The following is a 17,666-nucleotide window of genomic DNA, read 5'->3' as shown; positions in this document are numbered from 1 at the left end:
AGGACTATTTGATGCGTTTCATTAAAGGTTTATTAGCGGCCGCGTTGCTGATGCCGGTGCTGGTTTCGGCCGAAGAGATCGGTCAGGTGTCGACCGTGTTCAAGATGGTCGGGCCCAACGATCGAATTGTGGTCGAGGCGTTTGATGATCCCAAGGTGGACGGGGTGACGTGCTACCTGTCACGCGCCAAGACGGGTGGCGTGAGGGGCGGTCTGGGGTTGGCCGAGGACCGTGCCGAGGCGTCTATCGCCTGTCGTCAGGTCGGGCCGATCCGTTTCAAGGAAACCCTCAAGGACGGCGACGAGGTGTTCAAGGAGCGTACCTCGCTGGTCTTCAAGACCATGCAGGTGGTGCGTTTCTTCGACAAGAAGCGCAATGCGCTGGTGTACCTGGTCTATAGCGACCGTGTCATCGAAGGCAGCCCGCAGAATGCCGTGACCGCCATTCCTATCCTGCCATGGACAACCGCGCCCGCGCCTTGATGTGGCTCAGGGGTGGGCGCAGAGCGTCCAGAACGGCATGCCGATGCGGAGCGTCGCACGATAGTTGAATTATCGTTCCTCACGCTCCAGTGTGGGAATGCCTGTCGTGACGCTCTGCATCACAAGTTTCCGTTGCACCGGCTACTTTCCAGCAGGCAATAAAAAACCGACCCTGAGGTCGGTTTTTTAACAAGCGGGTCGCTTAGGCTGCAGCAGCAAGGCTCAGAGCCTTGATGTGACCGTTCAGACGACCTTTATGGCGAGCAGCCTTGTTCTTGTGGATGATGCCTTTATCGGCCATACGGTCGATAACAGGAACAGCCAGAACATAAGCGGCTTGCGCTTTTTCTGCGTCTTTTGCGTCGATGGCTTTAACTACATTCTTGATGTAGGTACGAACCATGGAACGCAGGCTGGCGTTGTGGCTGCGACGCTTCTCAGCCTGTTTTGCACGTTTTTTGGCGGAAGGTGTGTTGGCCACCGTCGAGCTCCTCGAAAGACTTTGTGAAATAGCAAACAAAATAGGCCGCGAATCATGCCGATGAGTTGAAGTCTTGTCAAGGGCAGTTAAGGTGTTCCGCTGAGTGGTTGCTACATTTGACTGGAGGATTTATTTCCGGCCTGTGACCTGTAAACTCGCGGCCTTTGCTTCGGGCATTTTTGCGGCGCGAAGTATTGCATAAATGGCTGGCTTTATCGCCCATCCTTTGCCGAGGCGCACAACTCTTTCAATGAATCTACTCAAGTCACTCGCCGCCGTCAGCTCTATCACCATGGTTTCCAGGGTTCTGGGCTTTGTTCGCGACACCATTATCGCGCGCACTTTCGGGGCCGGAATGGCCACGGATGCGTTCTTCATCGCCTTCAAACTGCCCAATCTGCTGCGCCGTATTTTCGCCGAGGGTGCCTTTTCCCAGGCATTCGTGCCGATCCTGGCCGAATACAAGAGCCAGCAGGGGGAGGAGGCGACGCGTACCTTCATTTCTTATGTCACCGGACTGCTGACCCTGGCGCTGGCCCTGGTGACGCTGCTCGGGGTGATCTTTGCACCCTGGGTGATCTGGGCCACCGCGCCCGGCTTTGTCGACACCCCGGAGAAATTCGCGCTCACCTCGGACCTGCTGCGCGTGACCTTTCCTTATATATTGCTGATCTCCCTGTCCTCGATGGCCGGCGCGATCCTCAATACCTGGAACCGCTTCTCGGTGCCGGCGTTCGTGCCTACGCTGCTCAACGTCAGCATGATTTTCTTCGCGCTGTTCCTGACGCCGTATTTCGATCCGCCGGTCATGGCGCTGGGCTGGGCGGTTCTGGTCGGTGGCCTGCTGCAACTGCTTTACCAACTGCCGCACCTGAAAAAGATCGGCATGCTGGTGCTGCCGCGTCTGAATCTGCGCGACACCGGAGTATGGCGGGTAATGAAACAGATGCTGCCTGCCATCCTTGGCGTTTCTGTCAGTCAGATTTCTCTGATCATCAACACGATCTTTGCCTCGTTCCTCGTCGCCGGCTCGGTGTCATGGATGTACTACGCCGACCGCCTGATGGAGCTGCCTTCCGGCGTGCTGGGTGTGGCGCTGGGGACGATTTTGCTGCCGATACTGTCCAAAACCTACGCGCAGCGGGATCGCCAGGAATACTCGCGGATTCTCGACTGGGGCCTGCGACTGTGTTTCGTGCTGGTTCTGCCTTGCACGCTGGCGCTGGGGCTGCTTGCCGAACCGTTGACCGTTTCGCTGTTTCAGTATGGTAAATTCGACTCGCTCGACGCGGCCATGACTCAGCGTGCGCTGGTCGCCTACTCGGTCGGGTTGCTGGGGATCATCCTGATCAAGGTGCTGGCCCCCGGTTTTTATGCTCAACAAAATATCCGCACCCCGGTGAAAATCGCGATCTTCACCCTCATAGTGACTCAATTGCTCAACCTGGCCTTCATCGTGCCCTTGCAGCATGCCGGTCTGGCGCTGGCGATCAGTGTGGGGGCGTGCATCAATGCCGGGTTGCTGTTCTGGCAGTTGCGCAAGCAGGATCTGTTTCAGCCGCAGCCTGGCTGGACGAAGTTCCTGTTCAAGCTGGTAATTGCCGTCGCGATGATGTCGGCGGTGCTGTTGGGGCTCATGCATGTCATGCCTGCATGGGACGAAGGTCATATGCTGGAGCGTTTTCTGCGTCTGGGTGCGCTGGTTGCAGCCGGCGTCGTGACCTATTTCGCCATGCTTCTTTTATTAGGCTTCCGCCTCAGGGATTTCGCCCGCAAAGCCATTATGTAGGGCGCGTCGCAGCGGTTGACCTTCGGTTTTTGTCGCCACACGCCGAGAACCTTCATCCGGTCTTGGTGTGTTGCCTGTCGTCCACGGCCGTGTGTGGTTATAATCGGCCACTTTATGAGCAAGAAGTGCGTTATGCAGCTGGTTAGAGGCCTTCACAACCTGCGCCCCGAACATCGGGGCTGCGTCGCCACGATTGGCAATTTCGACGGCGTTCATCGCGGCCACCAGGCTATCCTGGCGCGTCTGCGCGAGCGTGCAGTCGAACTGGGTGTGCCCAGTTGTGTAGTGATCTTCGAGCCGCAGCCGCGTGAGTTCTTTGCGCCCGAAACGGCGCCGGCCCGTCTGGCCCGTCTGCGTGACAAGCTCGAGCTGCTCAGTGCCGAAGGCGTTGACCGGGTACTTTGCCTGTCCTTCAATCAGCGTCTGTGCAAGCTCAGCGCGGCCAGTTTCGTCGAAACCGTACTGATCGACGGTCTGGGTGTTCAACACCTTGAAGTGGGCGACGATTTTCGTTTTGGCTTCGACCGGGTCGGTGACTTCGACTTCCTGCAACAGGCCGGCACGACGTATGGTTTTACCGTAGAAGCGGCGCAGACCGTTGAAATAGATGGCATCCGTGTCAGCAGTACCAAGGTGCGCAAGGCTTTGGCTGCGTCGGACTTTGCCCTGGCCGAGCGCATGCTCGGTCGTCCGTTCCAGATAGCCGGGCGGGTATTGCACGGCCAGAAGCTGGCACGTCAGCTGGGTACGCCCACCGCCAACGTGCAACTCAAGCGTCGTCGTGTACCGCTGAGCGGAGTCTATCTGGTCAGCACCGAGATCGATGGCAAAGCCTGGCCGGGGGTCGCCAACATCGGCGTACGCCCGACGGTAACGGGTGATGGCAGTGCCCACCTTGAAGTGCATCTTCTGGATTTTGCCGGCGATCTTTATGACCGGCGTTTGACGGTGGCTTTCCACCACAAGCTGCGTGATGAGCAGCGTTTCGCCTCACTGGAGGCGCTCAAGACGGCGATCAATGCGGACGTCGCCGCCGCCCGTGCCCATTGGCATGGCTAACCGCTAAACAAGAGCCTGAAATGACTGACTATAAAGCCACGCTAAACCTTCCGGACACCGCCTTCCCTATGAAGGCCGGCCTGCCCCAGCGCGAGCCGCAAACTCTGCAGCGCTGGGACAGCATTGGCCTGTACCAGAAGCTGCGCGAGATTGGCAAGGATCGTCCCAAGTTCGTTCTGCACGACGGTCCTCCGTACGCCAACGGCAATATTCACATCGGTCATGCGGTCAACAAGATTCTCAAGGACATGATCCTGCGTTCCAAGACCCTGGCGGGCTTCGATGCCCCGTATGTGCCGGGCTGGGACTGCCATGGTCTGCCGATCGAGCACAAGGTCGAAGTGACCCACGGCAAAAACCTCTCCGCCGACCGTACGCGTGAGCTGTGCCGTGCCTATGCGTCCGAGCAGATCGAAGGCCAGAAGTCCGAATTCATCCGTCTGGGCGTGCTGGGCGACTGGAGCAATCCGTACCTGACCATGAACTTCGCCAACGAAGCCGGAGAAATCCGTGCGCTGGCCGAGATGGTCAAGGGCGGTTTCGTCTTCAAGGGCCTCAAGCCGGTCAACTGGTGTTTCGATTGCGGCTCGGCACTGGCTGAAGCCGAAGTCGAGTATCAGGACAAGAAGTCCTCGACCATCGACGTGGCGTTCCCGATCGCCGACGAAGCAAAACTGGCAGCTGCATTCGGCGTGCCGTCGCTGGGCAAGCCTGCGTCCATCGTGATCTGGACCACCACACCGTGGACGATCCCGGCCAACCAGGCGCTGAACGTCCACCCTGAATTCGAATACGCGCTGGTCGATGTCGGCGACAAACTGCTGGTACTGGCCGCCGAACTGGTCGAGAGCTGTCTGGCCCGTTACAAGCTGGAAGGCACGGTCATTGCGACCACCACCGGTCAGGCGCTGGAACTGATCAATTTCCGCCATCCGTTCTACGACCGCCTGTCGCCAGTCTATCTGGCTGACTACGTCGAACTGGGTGCGGGCACGGGGATCGTTCACTGCTCGCCTGCCTATGGCGTAGACGACTTCACTATCTGCAAACAATATGGCCTGAGCAACGACGACATCATCAGCCCGGTGCAGAGCAACGGTGTGTATGTCGAGTCGCTGGAGTTCTTCGGTGGCCAATTCATCTTCAAGGCCAACCAGAACATCATCGACAAGCTGGTCGAAGTCGGCAGCCTGATGGACACCGAAACCATCAGCCACAGCTACATGCACTGCTGGCGCCACAAGTCGCCCTTGATCTATCGCGCCACTGCGCAGTGGTTCGTGGGCATGGACAAGCAGCCTGAAAGCGGCGAGACCCTGCGCAAGCGTGCGGTCAAGGCCATCGAAGACACCGAGTTCGTTCCGGCGTGGGGGCAGGCGCGCCTGCACTCGATGATTGCCAACCGTCCTGACTGGTGCATCTCGCGTCAGCGCAACTGGGGCGTGCCGATTCCGTTCTTCCTGCACAAGGAAAGCGGCGACCTGCACCCACGTACCGTCGAACTGATGGAAGAAGTGGCGCAGCGTGTCGAGAAAGAAGGCATCGAGGCCTGGTTCAAGCTCGACGCCAGCGAGTTGCTCGGTGACGAAGCCGGCAAGTACGACAAGATCTCCGACACCCTGGACGTCTGGTTCGACTCGGGCACCACGCACTGGCATGTGCTGCGCGGCTCGCACCCGATGGGCCATGAAAGCGGTCCGCGTGCCGACCTGTACCTGGAAGGCTCGGACCAGCATCGCGGCTGGTTCCACTCCTCACTGCTGACCGGCTGCATGCTGGACGATCACGCACCGTATCGCGAGCTGCTAACCCACGGGTTTGTGGTCGACGAGAACGGCCGCAAGATGTCCAAATCGCTGAACAACGTGGTAGCGCCACAGAAGGTCAACGACTCTCTGGGTGCCGACATCATGCGTCTGTGGGTATCGGCGACCGATTATTCCGGCGAGATGGCGGTTTCCGACCAGATCCTGCAGCGCAGCGCCGACGCCTATCGTCGTATCCGTAACACTGCACGCTTCCTGCTCTCCAACCTGACGGGCTTCAACCCGGCGACCGATATCCTGCCTGCCGAGGAAATGCTCGCGCTGGACCGTTGGGCCGTGGATCGCACCCTGCTGCTGCAACGCGAGCTGCAAGAGCATTACGGCGAATACCGCTTCTGGAACGTGTACTCGAAGATCCACAACTTCTGCGTGCAGGAGCTGGGTGGTTTCTACCTCGACATCATCAAGGATCGTCAGTACACCACGGCGGCCAACAGCACCGCGCGTCGTTCATGCCAGACGGCACTGTTCCACATCTCCGAAGCGCTGGTGCGCTGGATCGCGCCGATCCTGGCGTTCACCGCCGACGAGCTGTGGCAGTTCCTGCCCGGCGAGCGCAATGAATCGGTGATGCTCAACACCTGGTACGAAGGCCTGACCGAAATGCCTGCCGACTTTGACATGGACCGCGCCTACTGGGAGCGGATCATGGCGGTGAAGACCTCGGTCAACAAGGAAATGGAAAACCTGCGCGCTGCCAAGGCGATTGGCGGCAACCTGCAGGCTGAAGTGACCCTGTATGCCGAGGAGTCGCTGGTGGCTGACCTGTCGAAACTGAGCAACGAGCTGCGCTTCGTGCTGATCACCTCGACAGCCAGTGTGGCGCCGCTCGCGTCCGCGCCAGCCGATGCCGTGGTCACCGAAGTTGCCGGCCTGAAACTGAAAGTGCTCAAGTCCAGTCATGCCAAATGCGCCCGTTGCTGGCATCACCGCGAGGATGTAGGGGTAAACCCCGAGCATCCGGAAATCTGCGGTCGTTGCGTAGACAACATCAGCGGTGCAGGCGAGGTCCGTCACTATGCCTAACGCCTCGTTTGGCCGTCTGGCCTGGCTGTGGTTGAGCGTGCTGGTTCTGGTCATTGACCAGGCCAGCAAGTATTACTTCGAGAACGCATTGACCCTGTACCAGCAGATCATCGTGATTCCGGATCTGTTCAGCTGGACCCTGGCCTACAACACCGGTGCCGCCTTCAGTTTTCTGGCTGATGGTGCCGGCTGGCAGCGCTGGTTGTTCGCCCTGATCGCAGTGGTGGTCAGCGCTGTGCTGGTCGTCTGGCTCAAGCGTCTGGGGCGTGACGACACGTGGCTGGCCGTTGCACTGGCGCTGGTACTGGGCGGCGCACTGGGCAACCTCTACGACCGTATCGTGCTGGGCCACGTGATCGACTTCATTCTGGTCCACTGGCAGAACCGCTGGTACTTCCCGGCGTTCAACGTCGCGGACAGTGCCATCACCGTCGGGGCAATCATGCTGGCGCTGGACATGTTCAAGAGCAAGAAAACCGGAGAGACCGTCAATGACTGAGCAATCTTCGACTCAAGGCTCGTCCGACGAGCTGCGCATCGGTCAGAATACGCAGGTCACTCTGCACTTCGCCCTGCGTCTGGAAAACGGCGATACCGTCGACAGCACCTTCGAAAAGGCCCCGGCCACCTTCAAGGTCGGTGATGGCAACCTGCTGCCAGGCTTCGAAATGGCGATTTTCGGCTTCAAGGCGGGTGACCGAAAGACCGTCGAGATTCTGCCGGAAAACGCCTTTGGTCAGCCCAACCCACAAAACGTGCAGATCATGCCACGCTCGCAGTTCGTGGGCATGGAACTGTCCGAAGGGTTGCTGGTGATCTTCAATGACGCCGCCAATACCGAGTTGCCCGGCGTGGTGAAAGCATTCGATGATGATCAGGTCACCATTGACTTCAATCACCCGCTGGCAGGCAAGACTCTGAGCTTTGAAGTGGAAATCTTCGAAGTGAAGGCGATTCTGGCTTCCTGACCTTCGCCGTCAAGCCCGGCCCAGGCCGGGCTACCCCGTACCAACCATGAGGCACCGCATGCAAATCAAACTCGCCAACCCCCGCGGCTTTTGTGCCGGAGTGGACCGCGCGATCGAAATCGTCAATCGCGCTCTGGAAGTGTTTGGTCCGCCGATTTATGTGCGCCATGAAGTTGTTCACAACAAATTTGTCGTCGAAGACCTGCGCTCTCGCGGTGCGATCTTCGTCGAAGAGCTGGATCAGGTGCCGGACGACGTCATCGTTATCTTCAGCGCCCACGGTGTCTCCCAGGCTGTGCGTACCGAAGCTGCAGGCCGTGGTCTGAAAGTGTTCGATGCTACCTGTCCGCTGGTGACCAAGGTACATATCGAGGTCGCCCGTTACAGCCGCGACGGCCGCGAGTGCATCCTGATCGGCCACGCCGGTCACCCGGAAGTCGAAGGCACCATGGGTCAGTACGATGCTGCCAATGGCGGCGCGATCTATCTGGTCGAGGACGAAGAGGATGTTGCCAGCCTGCAGGTGCGCAACCCTGAAGCCCTGGCCTTCGTGACCCAGACCACCTTGTCCATGGATGACACCAGCCGGGTGATCGATGCCTTGCGCAAGCGCTTTCCGGCCATTGGCGGGCCGCGCAAGGACGACATCTGCTACGCCACGCAAAACCGTCAGGACGCGGTCAAGCAACTGGCCGATGAGTGCGATGTGGTGTTGGTGGTGGGCAGCCCGAACAGCTCCAACTCCAATCGCCTGCGCGAGCTGGCCGAGCGCATGGCGACTCCGGCCTACCTCATCGACGGCGCCGAAGACATGCAACAGGGCTGGTTCGACGGTGTAGAGCGTATTGGTATAACTGCGGGCGCTTCGGCCCCCGAAGTGCTGGTGCGCGGCGTGATCCAGCAATTGCAGGCCTGGGGCGCGACCGGTGCGGATGAGCTTGCCGGCCGCGAGGAGAACATCACCTTCTCCATGCCCAAGGAATTGCGCGTCAAGTCGCTGCTCTGAGGCTATTCAGCCACACAGCGCTGCATCGATTTTCGTGTCCTCGACCCTCACGCGGCCGGCCGGTGCGACTATCACTCGATAGTTGCTCACCGGCTGGTCTGCAGCGCAAACGTGCAACGTCCTGGCGGTTCTGCGCCGTAACGTCCCCAAACCGTTGAAACTGATTTCCTCTACACGCTTGCGGTTATCGACCACTCGCGTTGTGCCGCTATTGGCGCGTTCGATCAGCACCGGATCGTTTTCGTCGGGACCTTTGCCATCTGCGTCGAGTATGATCCGCCAGCCGTTGCTCCAGTCGTTCTCGATGGCATGAAGCGTAATGATCTGGTTGCGTGTGATTGCGGCCGCTCTCGCCGAACGAATGCCGCTGGCCAGCTCCCGGGCGGTCGCAAGGCCTCGGCTGGAATCGATGAGTTCCTTGAAAGAGGGGGTTGCGACGTTGGCCAGGATGGCCACCAGTGCAACGACGATCAATAATTCGATCAGTGTGAATCCTGCATGCTTCATATGCTTTCCTCCCTGGAAACCGCCGTTTCAACACACTGCGGGCGTTCGTCGTCGCAAAACAACCGTACGTCCCGCTATGGATTTTCCAGCGGCGTTGCTGCCTTATAGTCGTAATGTCTAGGAGACACTCAATGCGTCATATAGCCAAGGGATTCAGCCTCATCGAATTGTTAGTCACTGTGTCCCTGGTGGGCATCCTGGCGGCTATCGCTATCCCGAATTTCACCAGCTCCATCCAGAGCAACAAGGCCGATACCGAACTCAGCGATTTGCAGCGGGCGCTCAACTATGCGCGACTCGAGGCGATAAACAGGGGAGTGGCGGTGCGTATAGCGCCGACCAGCGGGACGGCGTGGACCAACGAATTGCAGGTGTATCTGGTTTCCGATACTCAGACGACGCCCACTGCGCTGCGAAAAATAGCGGCCATGAGCAGCGGCGCCACGCTGGTGGCCGATAACAATGCCACAGCAATTGATTTCAACAACCTGGGCGCGCTCATTGCCCCGGCTGCGGCGGTGACCATGACTTACACCCGAGGCACCATTAGCAAAACCATAAAGGTCTGTCTGACCGGTCGTATCACCTTGGGTGGAGGCTGCTAATGGCTGGTGAAACCCGATATCGCCAGACCGGTATGACCTTGATCGAGGTACTGGTCTCGGTATTGATTCTGGCCATCGGCCTGCTGGGCGCCGCGGCCATTCAGCTCAACGCGCTCAAGTACACCGACAGCGCGACCATGAGCAGTCAGGCGAGCTTCATTGCTTACGACATGATGGACCGCATCCGTGCCAATGTTGATGGTAATGCCAGTGCCAATGGGTCGACCAATGTACTGGCGACTTATGCCTTGGCGAATCTGGATGCGGCGCCAGCGGCCAATCCGAACGATGCCAGAGCGCAGGATCTCTCTGATTTCAGAGGCAACATCATCAACTTTGCAGGCTCGAGCGGTACCGGCAGCATTGATATCACCGGAGCTCCTGAAGTCACCATTAACATCGGCTGGAGCGACACAAGGGCTGCGGGATCAAGCAATCAGGCAACCGGGAACACGACCGGCAGCCCGACCAACCGGAGTTTTACACTGACCTCGCGGATCGGGGTCAACCCATGAGAAAGCTTTCCAGAGGCTTCGGTCTGGTCGAAATCATGGTGGCGCTGGTCCTGGGGCTGGTGGTCAGCCTGGGTATCGTGCAGATATTCACGGCTGCCAGAGGCACCTACCAGAGCCAGAATGCCGCAGCGCGGATGCAGGAGGATGCGCGTTTCCTGCTGAGCAAACTGATTCAGGAAATCAGGATGACCGGCATGTATGGCTGCCTGAGCTTCAAAAACAACACGCCTGTATCTCCTGCTATCCAGTGGCCGATCGCACTGGATACTCCAATTCTCTGGGATAATCCGAGCAAGACGCTGACGCTGGTGACTGCCGACGTGGGGACCACAGGCAGTACGCCCACCTGGACCATCGTTTCAGACTGTCAGTCCAAGACGCAGATTTACGCCAGTACTCGTGCGCCAGATGCGGGGCAGACGGCCTTTCCGTTGCGGCAGTTGGTCTACACGCTCAGCGGAACAGACTTGACCATAAAATATGGCACGGACGGCACTCCGCAGCCGCTGTTGCAGAACGTCGCGGACTTCAGTGTTTCTTTCGGCATGACGGGTAACCCGATGTCCTATACCACGGCTGTTACCAAGGCCAACGCCGACGCTGTGCGCAGTGTGCGTATCAGCCTGACGCTGCAGGATGGGCAGAACGGCATCGTCAAGCCTCAGCAGTACAACGTTGTCGCTTACTTGCGTAATCGCTTTTGAACGGGCTGGGCATGAACAGGATCGTGCGATTCAAATCGATACAGGCTTTCCCTGCACGGCAGGGCGGTATGGTGTTGCTGGTCAGTCTGGTGTTTCTGCTGCTGCTCACTCTGCTGGGTATCTCTTCCATGCAGAACGCCACGCTGCAGGAAAAGATGGCGGGAAGCGTCACCCTGCGCAATCAATCCTTCCAGAAGGCCGAAGCGGCATTAAGGCTGGGTGAGTCTTCGATCAAGGTGGCCGGATACACGCTGGCCAAGTGTACAAACTGCGCCCCACCCGCTGAATCAACCACGCTGACCGCCGCGGGAGTGGGGGCGTCCGGGGTGAGCTGGCTGGCAGCAGCAGGTGGTGGCTTTTACGGTATACAGAATCTGGGGACCACTGCGACACCTGTGAATCGGCCACCGATCTGTACCGGGACAGTAACGCTCTATCGCGTGACATCAGTCGCTATTCAAGGCACGTCGCGCACGGTGCTGGAGAGTATTTATGCCAATTGCTGAGAAACTCCGTCGCAGCCTGAAGTATCTCGGCGGTGCGCTTTTGGCTTTTTATGCCCTTACGCCCGTGTATGCGTTTACGCCAGCACAAGTACCGTTGCTCAGTGCGTCGGCCGTGCCGCCTAACCTGATGCTACTGGTGGATAACTCCGGGAGTATGTACAACATCATCTGGGCCGCCGGCTTTGATCCGACGGTGACCAATCGTCCCTCGATTATCTATGCGCAGCCTGGGTCATGCGGTCTTTTTAACTGCAGAGGCGTCTCCATTCAGGGCGACGACACGCTCTCGCTGGACTCTGCCGGGCCTTACACGTGCAGAAGCGATTACACCTACGTTGCGCGTGACAACGTGGGTTACTGCCTGAAGTTGCCCGATCCGGCCGGCAACGAGAGCACCACTCGCTACACTGCAGATTACCTCTCTTATCTGGTTGACCTGACGCGGGCCGCCAACACAACTACCAAAGACTTCACCGTCAATAACATCATTCCCAACGATTACCGTATCAATGTCGCGCGCAACGTTTCATTGAACCTCGTTGCCAACAACAAATCCCTGAGAATCGGTCTGGCCGGGTTCAACCCGCCGACCAACGCTGATCCCGGGCGTGGAGGGAAGATTTCCAGACCTGTTGCAGACCTGTCCCCTGTCGCCAGTAACCCTTACAACAACGGCGGTGTCAGCCAGGCTGATGCAAACGATAATGTCACTGCCCTCAATGCGGCCATCAGTGCACTGCGAGGCGACTCCAATACGCCGTTGGCCGAAACGTATTATGAGATAACCCGCTACTTTCGGGGCATGACCCCGTATTACGGTTATAGCGGGGCACCGACGACCTACACCAGCCCTATACAGTACCGGTGCCAGAAAAACTTTGGCGTGGTGATCACTGACGGCTTGCCGACATACGATCGGACGTTCCCGACCAACGATCCGGAGGATGTACTCAATACCTCACGCTCACTGCCTAATTGGGACTTGAATGCGGCCAATGACGGGGCCAATCTTAATGGTGATGGTGAGGGCGATACGCTTTATCTGGACGACCTCGCCAAGTTCGCCTATGACATCGACATGCGAAGAGCGAGCAGTACACCTGCCACTGACCTGACCAAGAAAAGTTGGGACACAGACGGCTTCTCTCAACAGAACATGACTACCTACACCATTGGTTTCACAGCCGCCAACCAGATGCTGATAGACGCTGCTGACAATAACCATGGGCACGGCAAGTATTTCCAGACCAATGACAGCGCCGGTTTGAACAACGCCTTGAACCTCGCATTGAGCGATATCTATGCCAAGGCCGGTTCGGGCGGCGGTGGCGTGGCAAACTCGTCCACCCTTCAGGCGGGCAGCCGCTTCTACCAGACGCTTTATGACCCGACGGACTGGCATGGCACGATCAAGGCTTACAATCTGGACGCTACGACAGGAGCGCTGAGCGCCCCTGTCTGGACCACCGATACCACGATCACCAGCAGCACCAAGGCGCCTGTGTTCGAGTCATGGAGCACAGCGGCGACACCGACGAAAATCACCCTGGATTTTCTGAATTTCACGCAGGCGCAACGCGATGCCTTTACCGCTACGCTGCCGAGCGGAGTGACCGGCGCGGAGGTTATTGCCTGGGCCAAAGGCACGGCCAATGCCAAGCTTCGTACTCGTGCCACGCTCTTGGGCGATATCGTCAATTCATCATTGGGTGCCGGGCTGCCGACAGAGAAGACGGCGTCTGATTTGCTCGGCGACACCACTTACACGACGTACCTTTCTGCCAAGTCCAGCAACATGAGTTCCAGCCTGCTGGCCAACGCCAACGATGGCTTCTTCAATGTGATCGACGCCAGCTCCGGTGCGCGTAAATACGCGTATATGCCGTCCACGTCTCTGAGTTCATTGGCGACCATTTCATCCTCTTCCTACGGTTCCGGCGTTCACCGTTTCACGGTGGATGGTCAGATTGCAGTCTTCGATACGCAGGCATCCGCAGGGAGTGTATGGCGCACGGTGGCGTATTCCGGGCTGGGCGCTGGCGGCAAGGCTTTTTTTGCGATCAAGCTTTTCGAAGGTTCGGCAGACAGCATCGGGGCATTGTGGGAGGTCAAGGCTCCCGACACTTCAGACACCAACAACAAGTTCAACAACCTTGGATACACCTACTCCAAGCCGGATGTAGCACGTATGGCCGATGGCACCGGGATCGTTGTTGTGGGCAACGGTTACGGCAGTTTTACCGGGAGGGCGTCCCTGTATGTACTCAACGCCAACACCGGACAGTTCATTGCCGAAATTCCGACTCCGGTCACTGGCAGCGAAACGGATAACGGGTTGTCTTCGGTGAAACTTCGGGTCAATTCGCAGAATGTCGTTCAAGCAGCCTATGCGGGCGATCTCAAGGGCCGCCTTTGGAAGTTCGACATGAGCGGGGCCGCAGCATCCAGCTGGAAAGTCGCTTTCAATGGCTCACCCCTGTTCACTGCACCTCAGGGAGCCAGTCAGTCGATTACCGTTCAGCCCTTGTTGCTGGACCATCCACTCAACGGCAAGATCGTGTATTTCGGTACCGGGAAATTCAGCGAAACTGCGGACAAGCAGACCAGCTCGTTGCAGGATTTCTATGCCATCTGGGATGGCGACAACGGTTCAGGCAACATCGTTGAGGCCAATCTGCAGCCCCAGGCCATTAACGGGACGGTAGTCGGAAGTGGCAATACGTATTACACCACGACTTCCAATGATGTGGATTGGGGCACCAAGAAAGGCTGGTACCTGCCGTTGGCAACCACGGCCCCCTATGTCGGCGAGCGGATTATCTATCCGGCACAAACCTCTCGCGGTCGTATCATCTTCACCACGGCAGCCGTCAACTCTACCGACCCCTGCGAAAGCACCGGGACCGGGCGCTTGTTCGAGCTGAACGCCGCGACTGGCAGCATGCTTAATTACCAGGTACTGGATACCAACAATGACGGCGATATCAACTCTTCGGATTTGATCATTGGCGGTCTCGGTATCGGTACCGGTATCCCGGTAGTGGCTTCTATCGTTGCCGGTACCAATGGGGCCAACGATAACAAGTACGTGATTGACTCCAGCGGCGGCACGCCCACCAAGATTACTGAGAAGGGCGGTAGCGCCAACGTCTTCCAGCGCATCATGTGGCGACAAATCCAATAGGGAAACTAGACATGCGAGCGACATCCAGGGGCTTTACGTTGATCGAACTCATGATCGTCGTGGCGATTGTCGGTATTCTGGCGGCCATCGCGTACCCCAGTTACACCGAGTACGTGAAGCGTACCCAGCGGTCGGCGATTGCCAGCCTGCTGTCCGAGCAAAGCCAGGCGCTGGAGCGGTATTATTCACGAGCGGCCACTTACGTAGGGGCCACCGTGAGCGGAGGTAATACGTACTACAGTATAACGCCGACCCTAACTGCCACCGACTTCACCCTGACAGCTGACCCTCGCGCAGGTACGCTGATGGCTGGCGACAAGTGCGGCAGTTTCGTGATCACTAACACCGGGGCGCGTACCAACACGGGCGCAACCAGCGGCGTCACTGCCAAAGATTGTTGGGGCCGCTAAACCGTTTCCTTGTCACGAGACCAAGATGTCCAAGCAGAAAGTAGTCATCGTAGGCGGTGGCGTCATAGGTCTGCTGACCGCCTTCAATCTCGCCTCCGAGCGGGTCAGCGTCGTGCTGCTGGATCGTTCGGGCGTTGGCCAGGAGTCTTCCTGGGCAGGCGGCGGGATTGTCTCGCCGCTTTACCCGTGGCGCTACAGCACTGCGGTCACCGCGCTGGCGCATTGGTCGCAGGACTTCTACCCGCACCTCGCCGAGCGTTTGCTCGCACAGACCGGCATTGACCCTGAAGTGCACAGGACTGGCCTGTACTGGCTCGATCTTGATGACGAGCAGTCTGCGCTTGAATGGGCTGCCCGCGAAAAACGTTCGTTGAACCGCGTGGATATCTCGGCGGTGAATGATGCCGTGCCGGTGCTGGGTGAGGGCTATTCGCGGGCGATCTACATGGCCGATGTGGCCAACGTACGTAATCCCCGTCTGGTCAAATCGCTCAAGGCCGCCCTGCTGGCATTGCCCAATGTCGAGATTCGCGAGCACTGTGAAGTCAGCGGCTTTACCCGTGAAGGCAGCAGGATTTCGGGTGTGCAGACGTCTGCAGGGGATATCACCGGTGATCGGGTGATTCTGGCGGCGGGTGCGTGGAGCGGCGAGTTGCTCAAGACCCTGAGTCTGGAACTGCCGGTCGAGCCGGTAAAAGGCCAGATGATTCTCTACAAGTGTGCATCGGACTTTCTGTCGAGCATGGTACTGGCGAAAGGGCGCTACGCGATCCCGCGTCGTGATGGGCATATCCTGATCGGCAGCACCCTGGAGCATGAAGGGTTCGACAAAACCACCACGCAGGCCGCATTGGAAAGTTTGAAGGCGTCGGCCGTCGAATTGCTTCCGCCATTGGCCCACGCCGAGCCCGTCGCCCAATGGGCAGGCCTGCGCCCTGGCTCGCCTGAGGGCATCCCGTTCATTGGCCCGCTGGAAGGTTTTGACGGCCTGTGGCTCAACTGCGGGCATTACCGCAACGGCCTGGTGCTGGCTCCGGCGTCTTGCCAGTTGATCACTGACCTGCTGCTGGACCGCGAGCCCATCATCGACCCCGCACCCTACGCGCCTGCGGGGCGCCTGGCAGGCTAGCCATCCTCTCGGTCATTCGGGGCGTGGGGCACGATGGTGTTCTCTCGCGCACCTATCGTTCCGCACGCTCCCGCGTGGGAACGCCTTTCGTGACGCTCTGCGTCACACGTTTTTCGCCGCGCAACGCATTCAATCCAGGCCCAGCTTCTTCAGGCGATAGCGCAGTGACCTGAACGACAAACTGAGCCTTTCTGCCGCCGCAGTGCGATTCCAGCGTGTTTCTTCCAGTGCCTGCAGGATGAGCTGGCGTTCGATGCTTTCCAGGTAGTCTTCAAGGTTGTCGATGTCGGCCAGGCTCGGGCCGTCGCTCTCCTGAGGGCTGGCGGACTCTGTCAGGCGCAGGTCGCTGGCGTGGATTTCATCGTTCTCGCACAGCGTGTAGGCGCGCTCCAGCATGTTTTCCAGTTCGCGCACGTTACCGGGGAAGCGGTAGCTCTTCAGCGTTTCCAGCGCCTGCGCGTTCAGGCGTGCGACGGGTTGTGCGCCGTTCCCGGCAAGGCGCTTGAGCACGCTGGCTGCCAGTTGGTCGATATCCTCACGGCGCTCGCGCAACGGGGGCACACGCACTTCGATCACGTTCAATCGGTAATAAAGATCCTGACGAAACCGACCGGCCGCGACCTCTGCATTCAGGTTCTTGTGGGTGGCACACAGAATACGTACGTCCACGATCTGCTCTTGCTGGCCGCCGACGCTGCGGATGGATTTTTCCTGAATGGCGCGCAGCAGTTTGACCTGCATGGCCAGCGGCAGGTCGGCGACCTCATCGAGAAACAGCGTGCCGGTGTGCGCCGCCTGAAACAGACCGGGCTTGTCTTCGTGGGCACCGCTGAAGCTGCCTTTGCGATGGCCGAAAAATTCGCTCTCCATCAGCTCGGAAGGAATGGCGCCGCAGTTCACCGGTATGAAAGGTTTGTCGATGCGCGGACCCTGCTCGTGGATCAGACGCGCTACAAGCTCCTTGCCGCTGCCCGACTCGCCGCTGATGTAGATCGGCGCCTGGCTGCGGGCCAGCTTGCCGATCTGATTGCGCAAGGTACGCATTGCCAGCGAGTCGCCCAGCAGGCGGTTGTCGATGCTTCGCGTGGGTGGTGCGCCGGGCAGGCTCAGCGCGCTATTGACCAGCTCGCGCAACCTGCCGAGGTCGACCGGCTTGGTCACAAAGTCGAAAGCCCCGGCCTTCAGTGCGTTGATCGCCGTGTCCAGATTGCCGTGGGCAGTGATCATCGCCACCGGCACGTGGGGGTAGCCGTGCTGTATGTGTTGCACCAGCTCAAGGCCATTACCGTCAGGCAAACGCATGTCGGTCAGGCACATGTCGAACGGTTCGCGGGCCAGCCAGTCGTGCGCTTCAGCGACGTTACGGGCACTGCGGGTGTCGAGTTTCATGCGCCCCAGCGTGATCTCAAGGAGTTCGCGAATATCCGGCTCATCATCGACTATCAGGATTTTTTGCCGTTGGGTCATGC

17 protein-coding genes are annotated in these 17,666 nt (G+C 58.8%); 14 read left to right on the top strand and 3 right to left on the bottom strand.

Annotated elements, in window-relative coordinates; genetic code table 11:
• The first annotated feature begins 11 nt into the window (after positions 1-11).
• Complete coding sequence (locus tag ACW55A_RS22050) at positions 12-482, top strand: CreA family protein (RefSeq protein ID WP_003435634.1); 471 nt, start codon at positions 12-14, stop codon at positions 480-482.
• Between the two features lie 202 nt (positions 483-684).
• On the opposite strand, the gene rpsT is transcribed toward ACW55A_RS22050, so the two are convergent.
• Complete coding sequence (gene rpsT / locus ACW55A_RS22045; RefSeq protein WP_003344603.1) at positions 685-963, bottom strand: 30S ribosomal protein S20; 279 nt, start codon at positions 961-963, stop codon at positions 685-687.
• 250 nt (positions 964-1,213) lie between these two features.
• Here rpsT and murJ point away from each other — a divergent pair, with 250 nt between their 5' ends.
• From murJ to ispH, 6 genes are all read left to right on the top strand, one after another.
• Complete coding sequence (gene murJ / locus ACW55A_RS22040) at positions 1,214-2,752, top strand: murein biosynthesis integral membrane protein MurJ (RefSeq protein WP_003371103.1); 1,539 nt, start codon at positions 1,214-1,216, stop codon at positions 2,750-2,752.
• A gap of 132 nt (positions 2,753-2,884) precedes the next feature.
• A complete protein-coding gene (gene ribF, locus ACW55A_RS22035) occupies positions 2,885-3,811 on the top strand; it encodes a bifunctional riboflavin kinase/FAD synthetase (protein WP_003371105.1) in 927 nt (308 codons plus the stop codon).
• Positions 3,812-3,831: 20 nt separating this feature from the next.
• Entirely contained in the window at positions 3,832-6,663 is a 2,832-nt protein-coding gene (gene ileS, locus ACW55A_RS22030; protein ID WP_003435638.1) for an isoleucine--tRNA ligase, read from the top strand.
• Complete coding sequence (gene lspA, locus ACW55A_RS22025) at positions 6,656-7,162, top strand: signal peptidase II (protein ID WP_003371110.1); 507 nt, start codon at positions 6,656-6,658, stop codon at positions 7,160-7,162. Before ileS ends, lspA begins: the two co-directional genes overlap by 8 nt.
• Positions 7,155-7,631, top strand: a complete 477-nt coding sequence (locus ACW55A_RS22020; protein WP_044310113.1) for an FKBP-type peptidyl-prolyl cis-trans isomerase — start codon at positions 7,155-7,157, stop codon at positions 7,629-7,631. The genes lspA and ACW55A_RS22020 overlap by 8 nt, the downstream gene beginning before the upstream one ends.
• Before the next feature lie 58 nt (positions 7,632-7,689).
• Positions 7,690-8,637 carry a 4-hydroxy-3-methylbut-2-enyl diphosphate reductase gene (gene ispH, locus ACW55A_RS22015; protein WP_003318785.1) on the top strand — a complete coding sequence of 316 codons (948 nt, stop codon included), beginning with the start codon at positions 7,690-7,692 and terminating at the stop codon, positions 8,635-8,637.
• A gap of 6 nt (positions 8,638-8,643) precedes the next feature.
• On the opposite strand, the gene ACW55A_RS22010 is transcribed toward ispH, so the two are convergent.
• Positions 8,644-9,144 carry a GspH/FimT family pseudopilin gene (locus tag ACW55A_RS22010; RefSeq protein ID WP_455809587.1) on the bottom strand — a complete coding sequence of 167 codons (501 nt, stop codon included), beginning with the start codon at positions 9,142-9,144 and terminating at the stop codon, positions 8,644-8,646.
• 131 nt (positions 9,145-9,275) lie between these two features.
• Here ACW55A_RS22010 and ACW55A_RS22005 point away from each other — a divergent pair, with 131 nt between their 5' ends.
• From ACW55A_RS22005 to thiO, 7 genes are read left to right on the top strand one after another with little or no spacing between them, the layout of a single operon-like run.
• Positions 9,276-9,749: a GspH/FimT family pseudopilin gene (locus ACW55A_RS22005; protein WP_002551984.1), complete on the top strand. Its 474-nt coding sequence runs from the start codon at positions 9,276-9,278 to the stop codon at positions 9,747-9,749.
• A complete protein-coding gene (gene pilV / locus ACW55A_RS22000; RefSeq protein WP_054082202.1) occupies positions 9,749-10,264 on the top strand; it encodes a type IV pilus modification protein PilV in 516 nt (171 codons plus the stop codon). Before ACW55A_RS22005 ends, pilV begins: the two co-directional genes overlap by 1 nt.
• Complete coding sequence (locus ACW55A_RS21995) at positions 10,261-10,968, top strand: PilW family protein (RefSeq protein WP_044310110.1); 708 nt, start codon at positions 10,261-10,263, stop codon at positions 10,966-10,968. Before pilV ends, ACW55A_RS21995 begins: the two co-directional genes overlap by 4 nt.
• An 11-nt stretch (positions 10,969-10,979) precedes the next feature.
• The gene (locus tag ACW55A_RS21990) at positions 10,980-11,474 is read left to right on the top strand and encodes a pilus assembly PilX family protein (RefSeq protein ID WP_455809586.1); all 495 of its coding nucleotides are present in this window, start codon (positions 10,980-10,982) and stop codon (positions 11,472-11,474) included.
• Positions 11,461-14,658, top strand: coding sequence for a pilus assembly protein (locus ACW55A_RS21985; RefSeq protein ID WP_498811631.1), 3,198 nt, complete (start codon positions 11,461-11,463; stop codon positions 14,656-14,658). Before ACW55A_RS21990 ends, ACW55A_RS21985 begins: the two co-directional genes overlap by 14 nt.
• Before the next feature lie 11 nt (positions 14,659-14,669).
• A complete protein-coding gene (locus ACW55A_RS21980; RefSeq protein ID WP_455809584.1) occupies positions 14,670-15,068 on the top strand; it encodes a type IV pilin protein in 399 nt (132 codons plus the stop codon).
• Positions 15,069-15,093: 25 nt separating this feature from the next.
• Positions 15,094-16,197, top strand: a complete 1,104-nt coding sequence (gene thiO, locus ACW55A_RS21975) for a glycine oxidase ThiO (protein WP_463578505.1) — start codon at positions 15,094-15,096, stop codon at positions 16,195-16,197.
• Between the two features lie 129 nt (positions 16,198-16,326).
• Here the strand turns inward: thiO and ACW55A_RS21970 are convergent, their stop codons facing one another.
• A complete protein-coding gene (locus ACW55A_RS21970) occupies positions 16,327-17,664 on the bottom strand; it encodes a sigma-54-dependent transcriptional regulator (protein WP_044310107.1) in 1,338 nt (445 codons plus the stop codon).
• Positions 17,665-17,666 lie beyond the last annotated feature (2 nt).

Source organism: Plantibacter cousiniae (nom. nud.) (assembly GCF_977070315.1).
Note: the sequence above shows the minus strand (reverse complement) of the source record. Positions and strands in the feature narration are given on the sequence as shown.

Excerpts from the sequence above, each read along its gene's own strand:
- ACW55A_RS22050 (WP_003435634.1), top strand. The coding sequence starts at position 12 with ATGCGTTTCATTAAAGGTTTATTAGCGGCCGCGTTGCTGATGCCGGTG.
- murJ (WP_003371103.1), top strand. The coding sequence starts at position 1,214 with ATGAATCTACTCAAGTCACTCGCCGCCGTCAGCTCTATCACCATGGTT.
- ribF (WP_003371105.1), top strand. The coding sequence starts at position 2,885 with ATGCAGCTGGTTAGAGGCCTTCACAACCTGCGCCCCGAACATCGGGGC.
- ileS (WP_003435638.1), top strand. The coding sequence starts at position 3,832 with ATGACTGACTATAAAGCCACGCTAAACCTTCCGGACACCGCCTTCCCT.
- lspA (WP_003371110.1), top strand. The coding sequence starts at position 6,656 with ATGCCTAACGCCTCGTTTGGCCGTCTGGCCTGGCTGTGGTTGAGCGTG.
- ACW55A_RS22020 (WP_044310113.1), top strand. The coding sequence starts at position 7,155 with ATGACTGAGCAATCTTCGACTCAAGGCTCGTCCGACGAGCTGCGCATC.
- ispH (WP_003318785.1), top strand. The coding sequence starts at position 7,690 with ATGCAAATCAAACTCGCCAACCCCCGCGGCTTTTGTGCCGGAGTGGAC.
- ACW55A_RS22010 (WP_455809587.1), bottom strand. The coding sequence starts at position 9,144 with ATGAAGCATGCAGGATTCACACTGATCGAATTATTGATCGTCGTTGCA.
- ACW55A_RS22005 (WP_002551984.1), top strand. The coding sequence starts at position 9,276 with ATGCGTCATATAGCCAAGGGATTCAGCCTCATCGAATTGTTAGTCACT.
- pilV (WP_054082202.1), top strand. The coding sequence starts at position 9,749 with ATGGCTGGTGAAACCCGATATCGCCAGACCGGTATGACCTTGATCGAG.
- ACW55A_RS21995 (WP_044310110.1), top strand. The coding sequence starts at position 10,261 with ATGAGAAAGCTTTCCAGAGGCTTCGGTCTGGTCGAAATCATGGTGGCG.
- ACW55A_RS21990 (WP_455809586.1), top strand. The coding sequence starts at position 10,980 with ATGAACAGGATCGTGCGATTCAAATCGATACAGGCTTTCCCTGCACGG.
- ACW55A_RS21985 (WP_498811631.1), top strand. The coding sequence starts at position 11,461 with ATGCCAATTGCTGAGAAACTCCGTCGCAGCCTGAAGTATCTCGGCGGT.
- ACW55A_RS21980 (WP_455809584.1), top strand. The coding sequence starts at position 14,670 with ATGCGAGCGACATCCAGGGGCTTTACGTTGATCGAACTCATGATCGTC.
- thiO (WP_463578505.1), top strand. The coding sequence starts at position 15,094 with ATGTCCAAGCAGAAAGTAGTCATCGTAGGCGGTGGCGTCATAGGTCTG.
- ACW55A_RS21970 (WP_044310107.1), bottom strand. The coding sequence starts at position 17,664 with ATGACCCAACGGCAAAAAATCCTGATAGTCGATGATGAGCCGGATATT.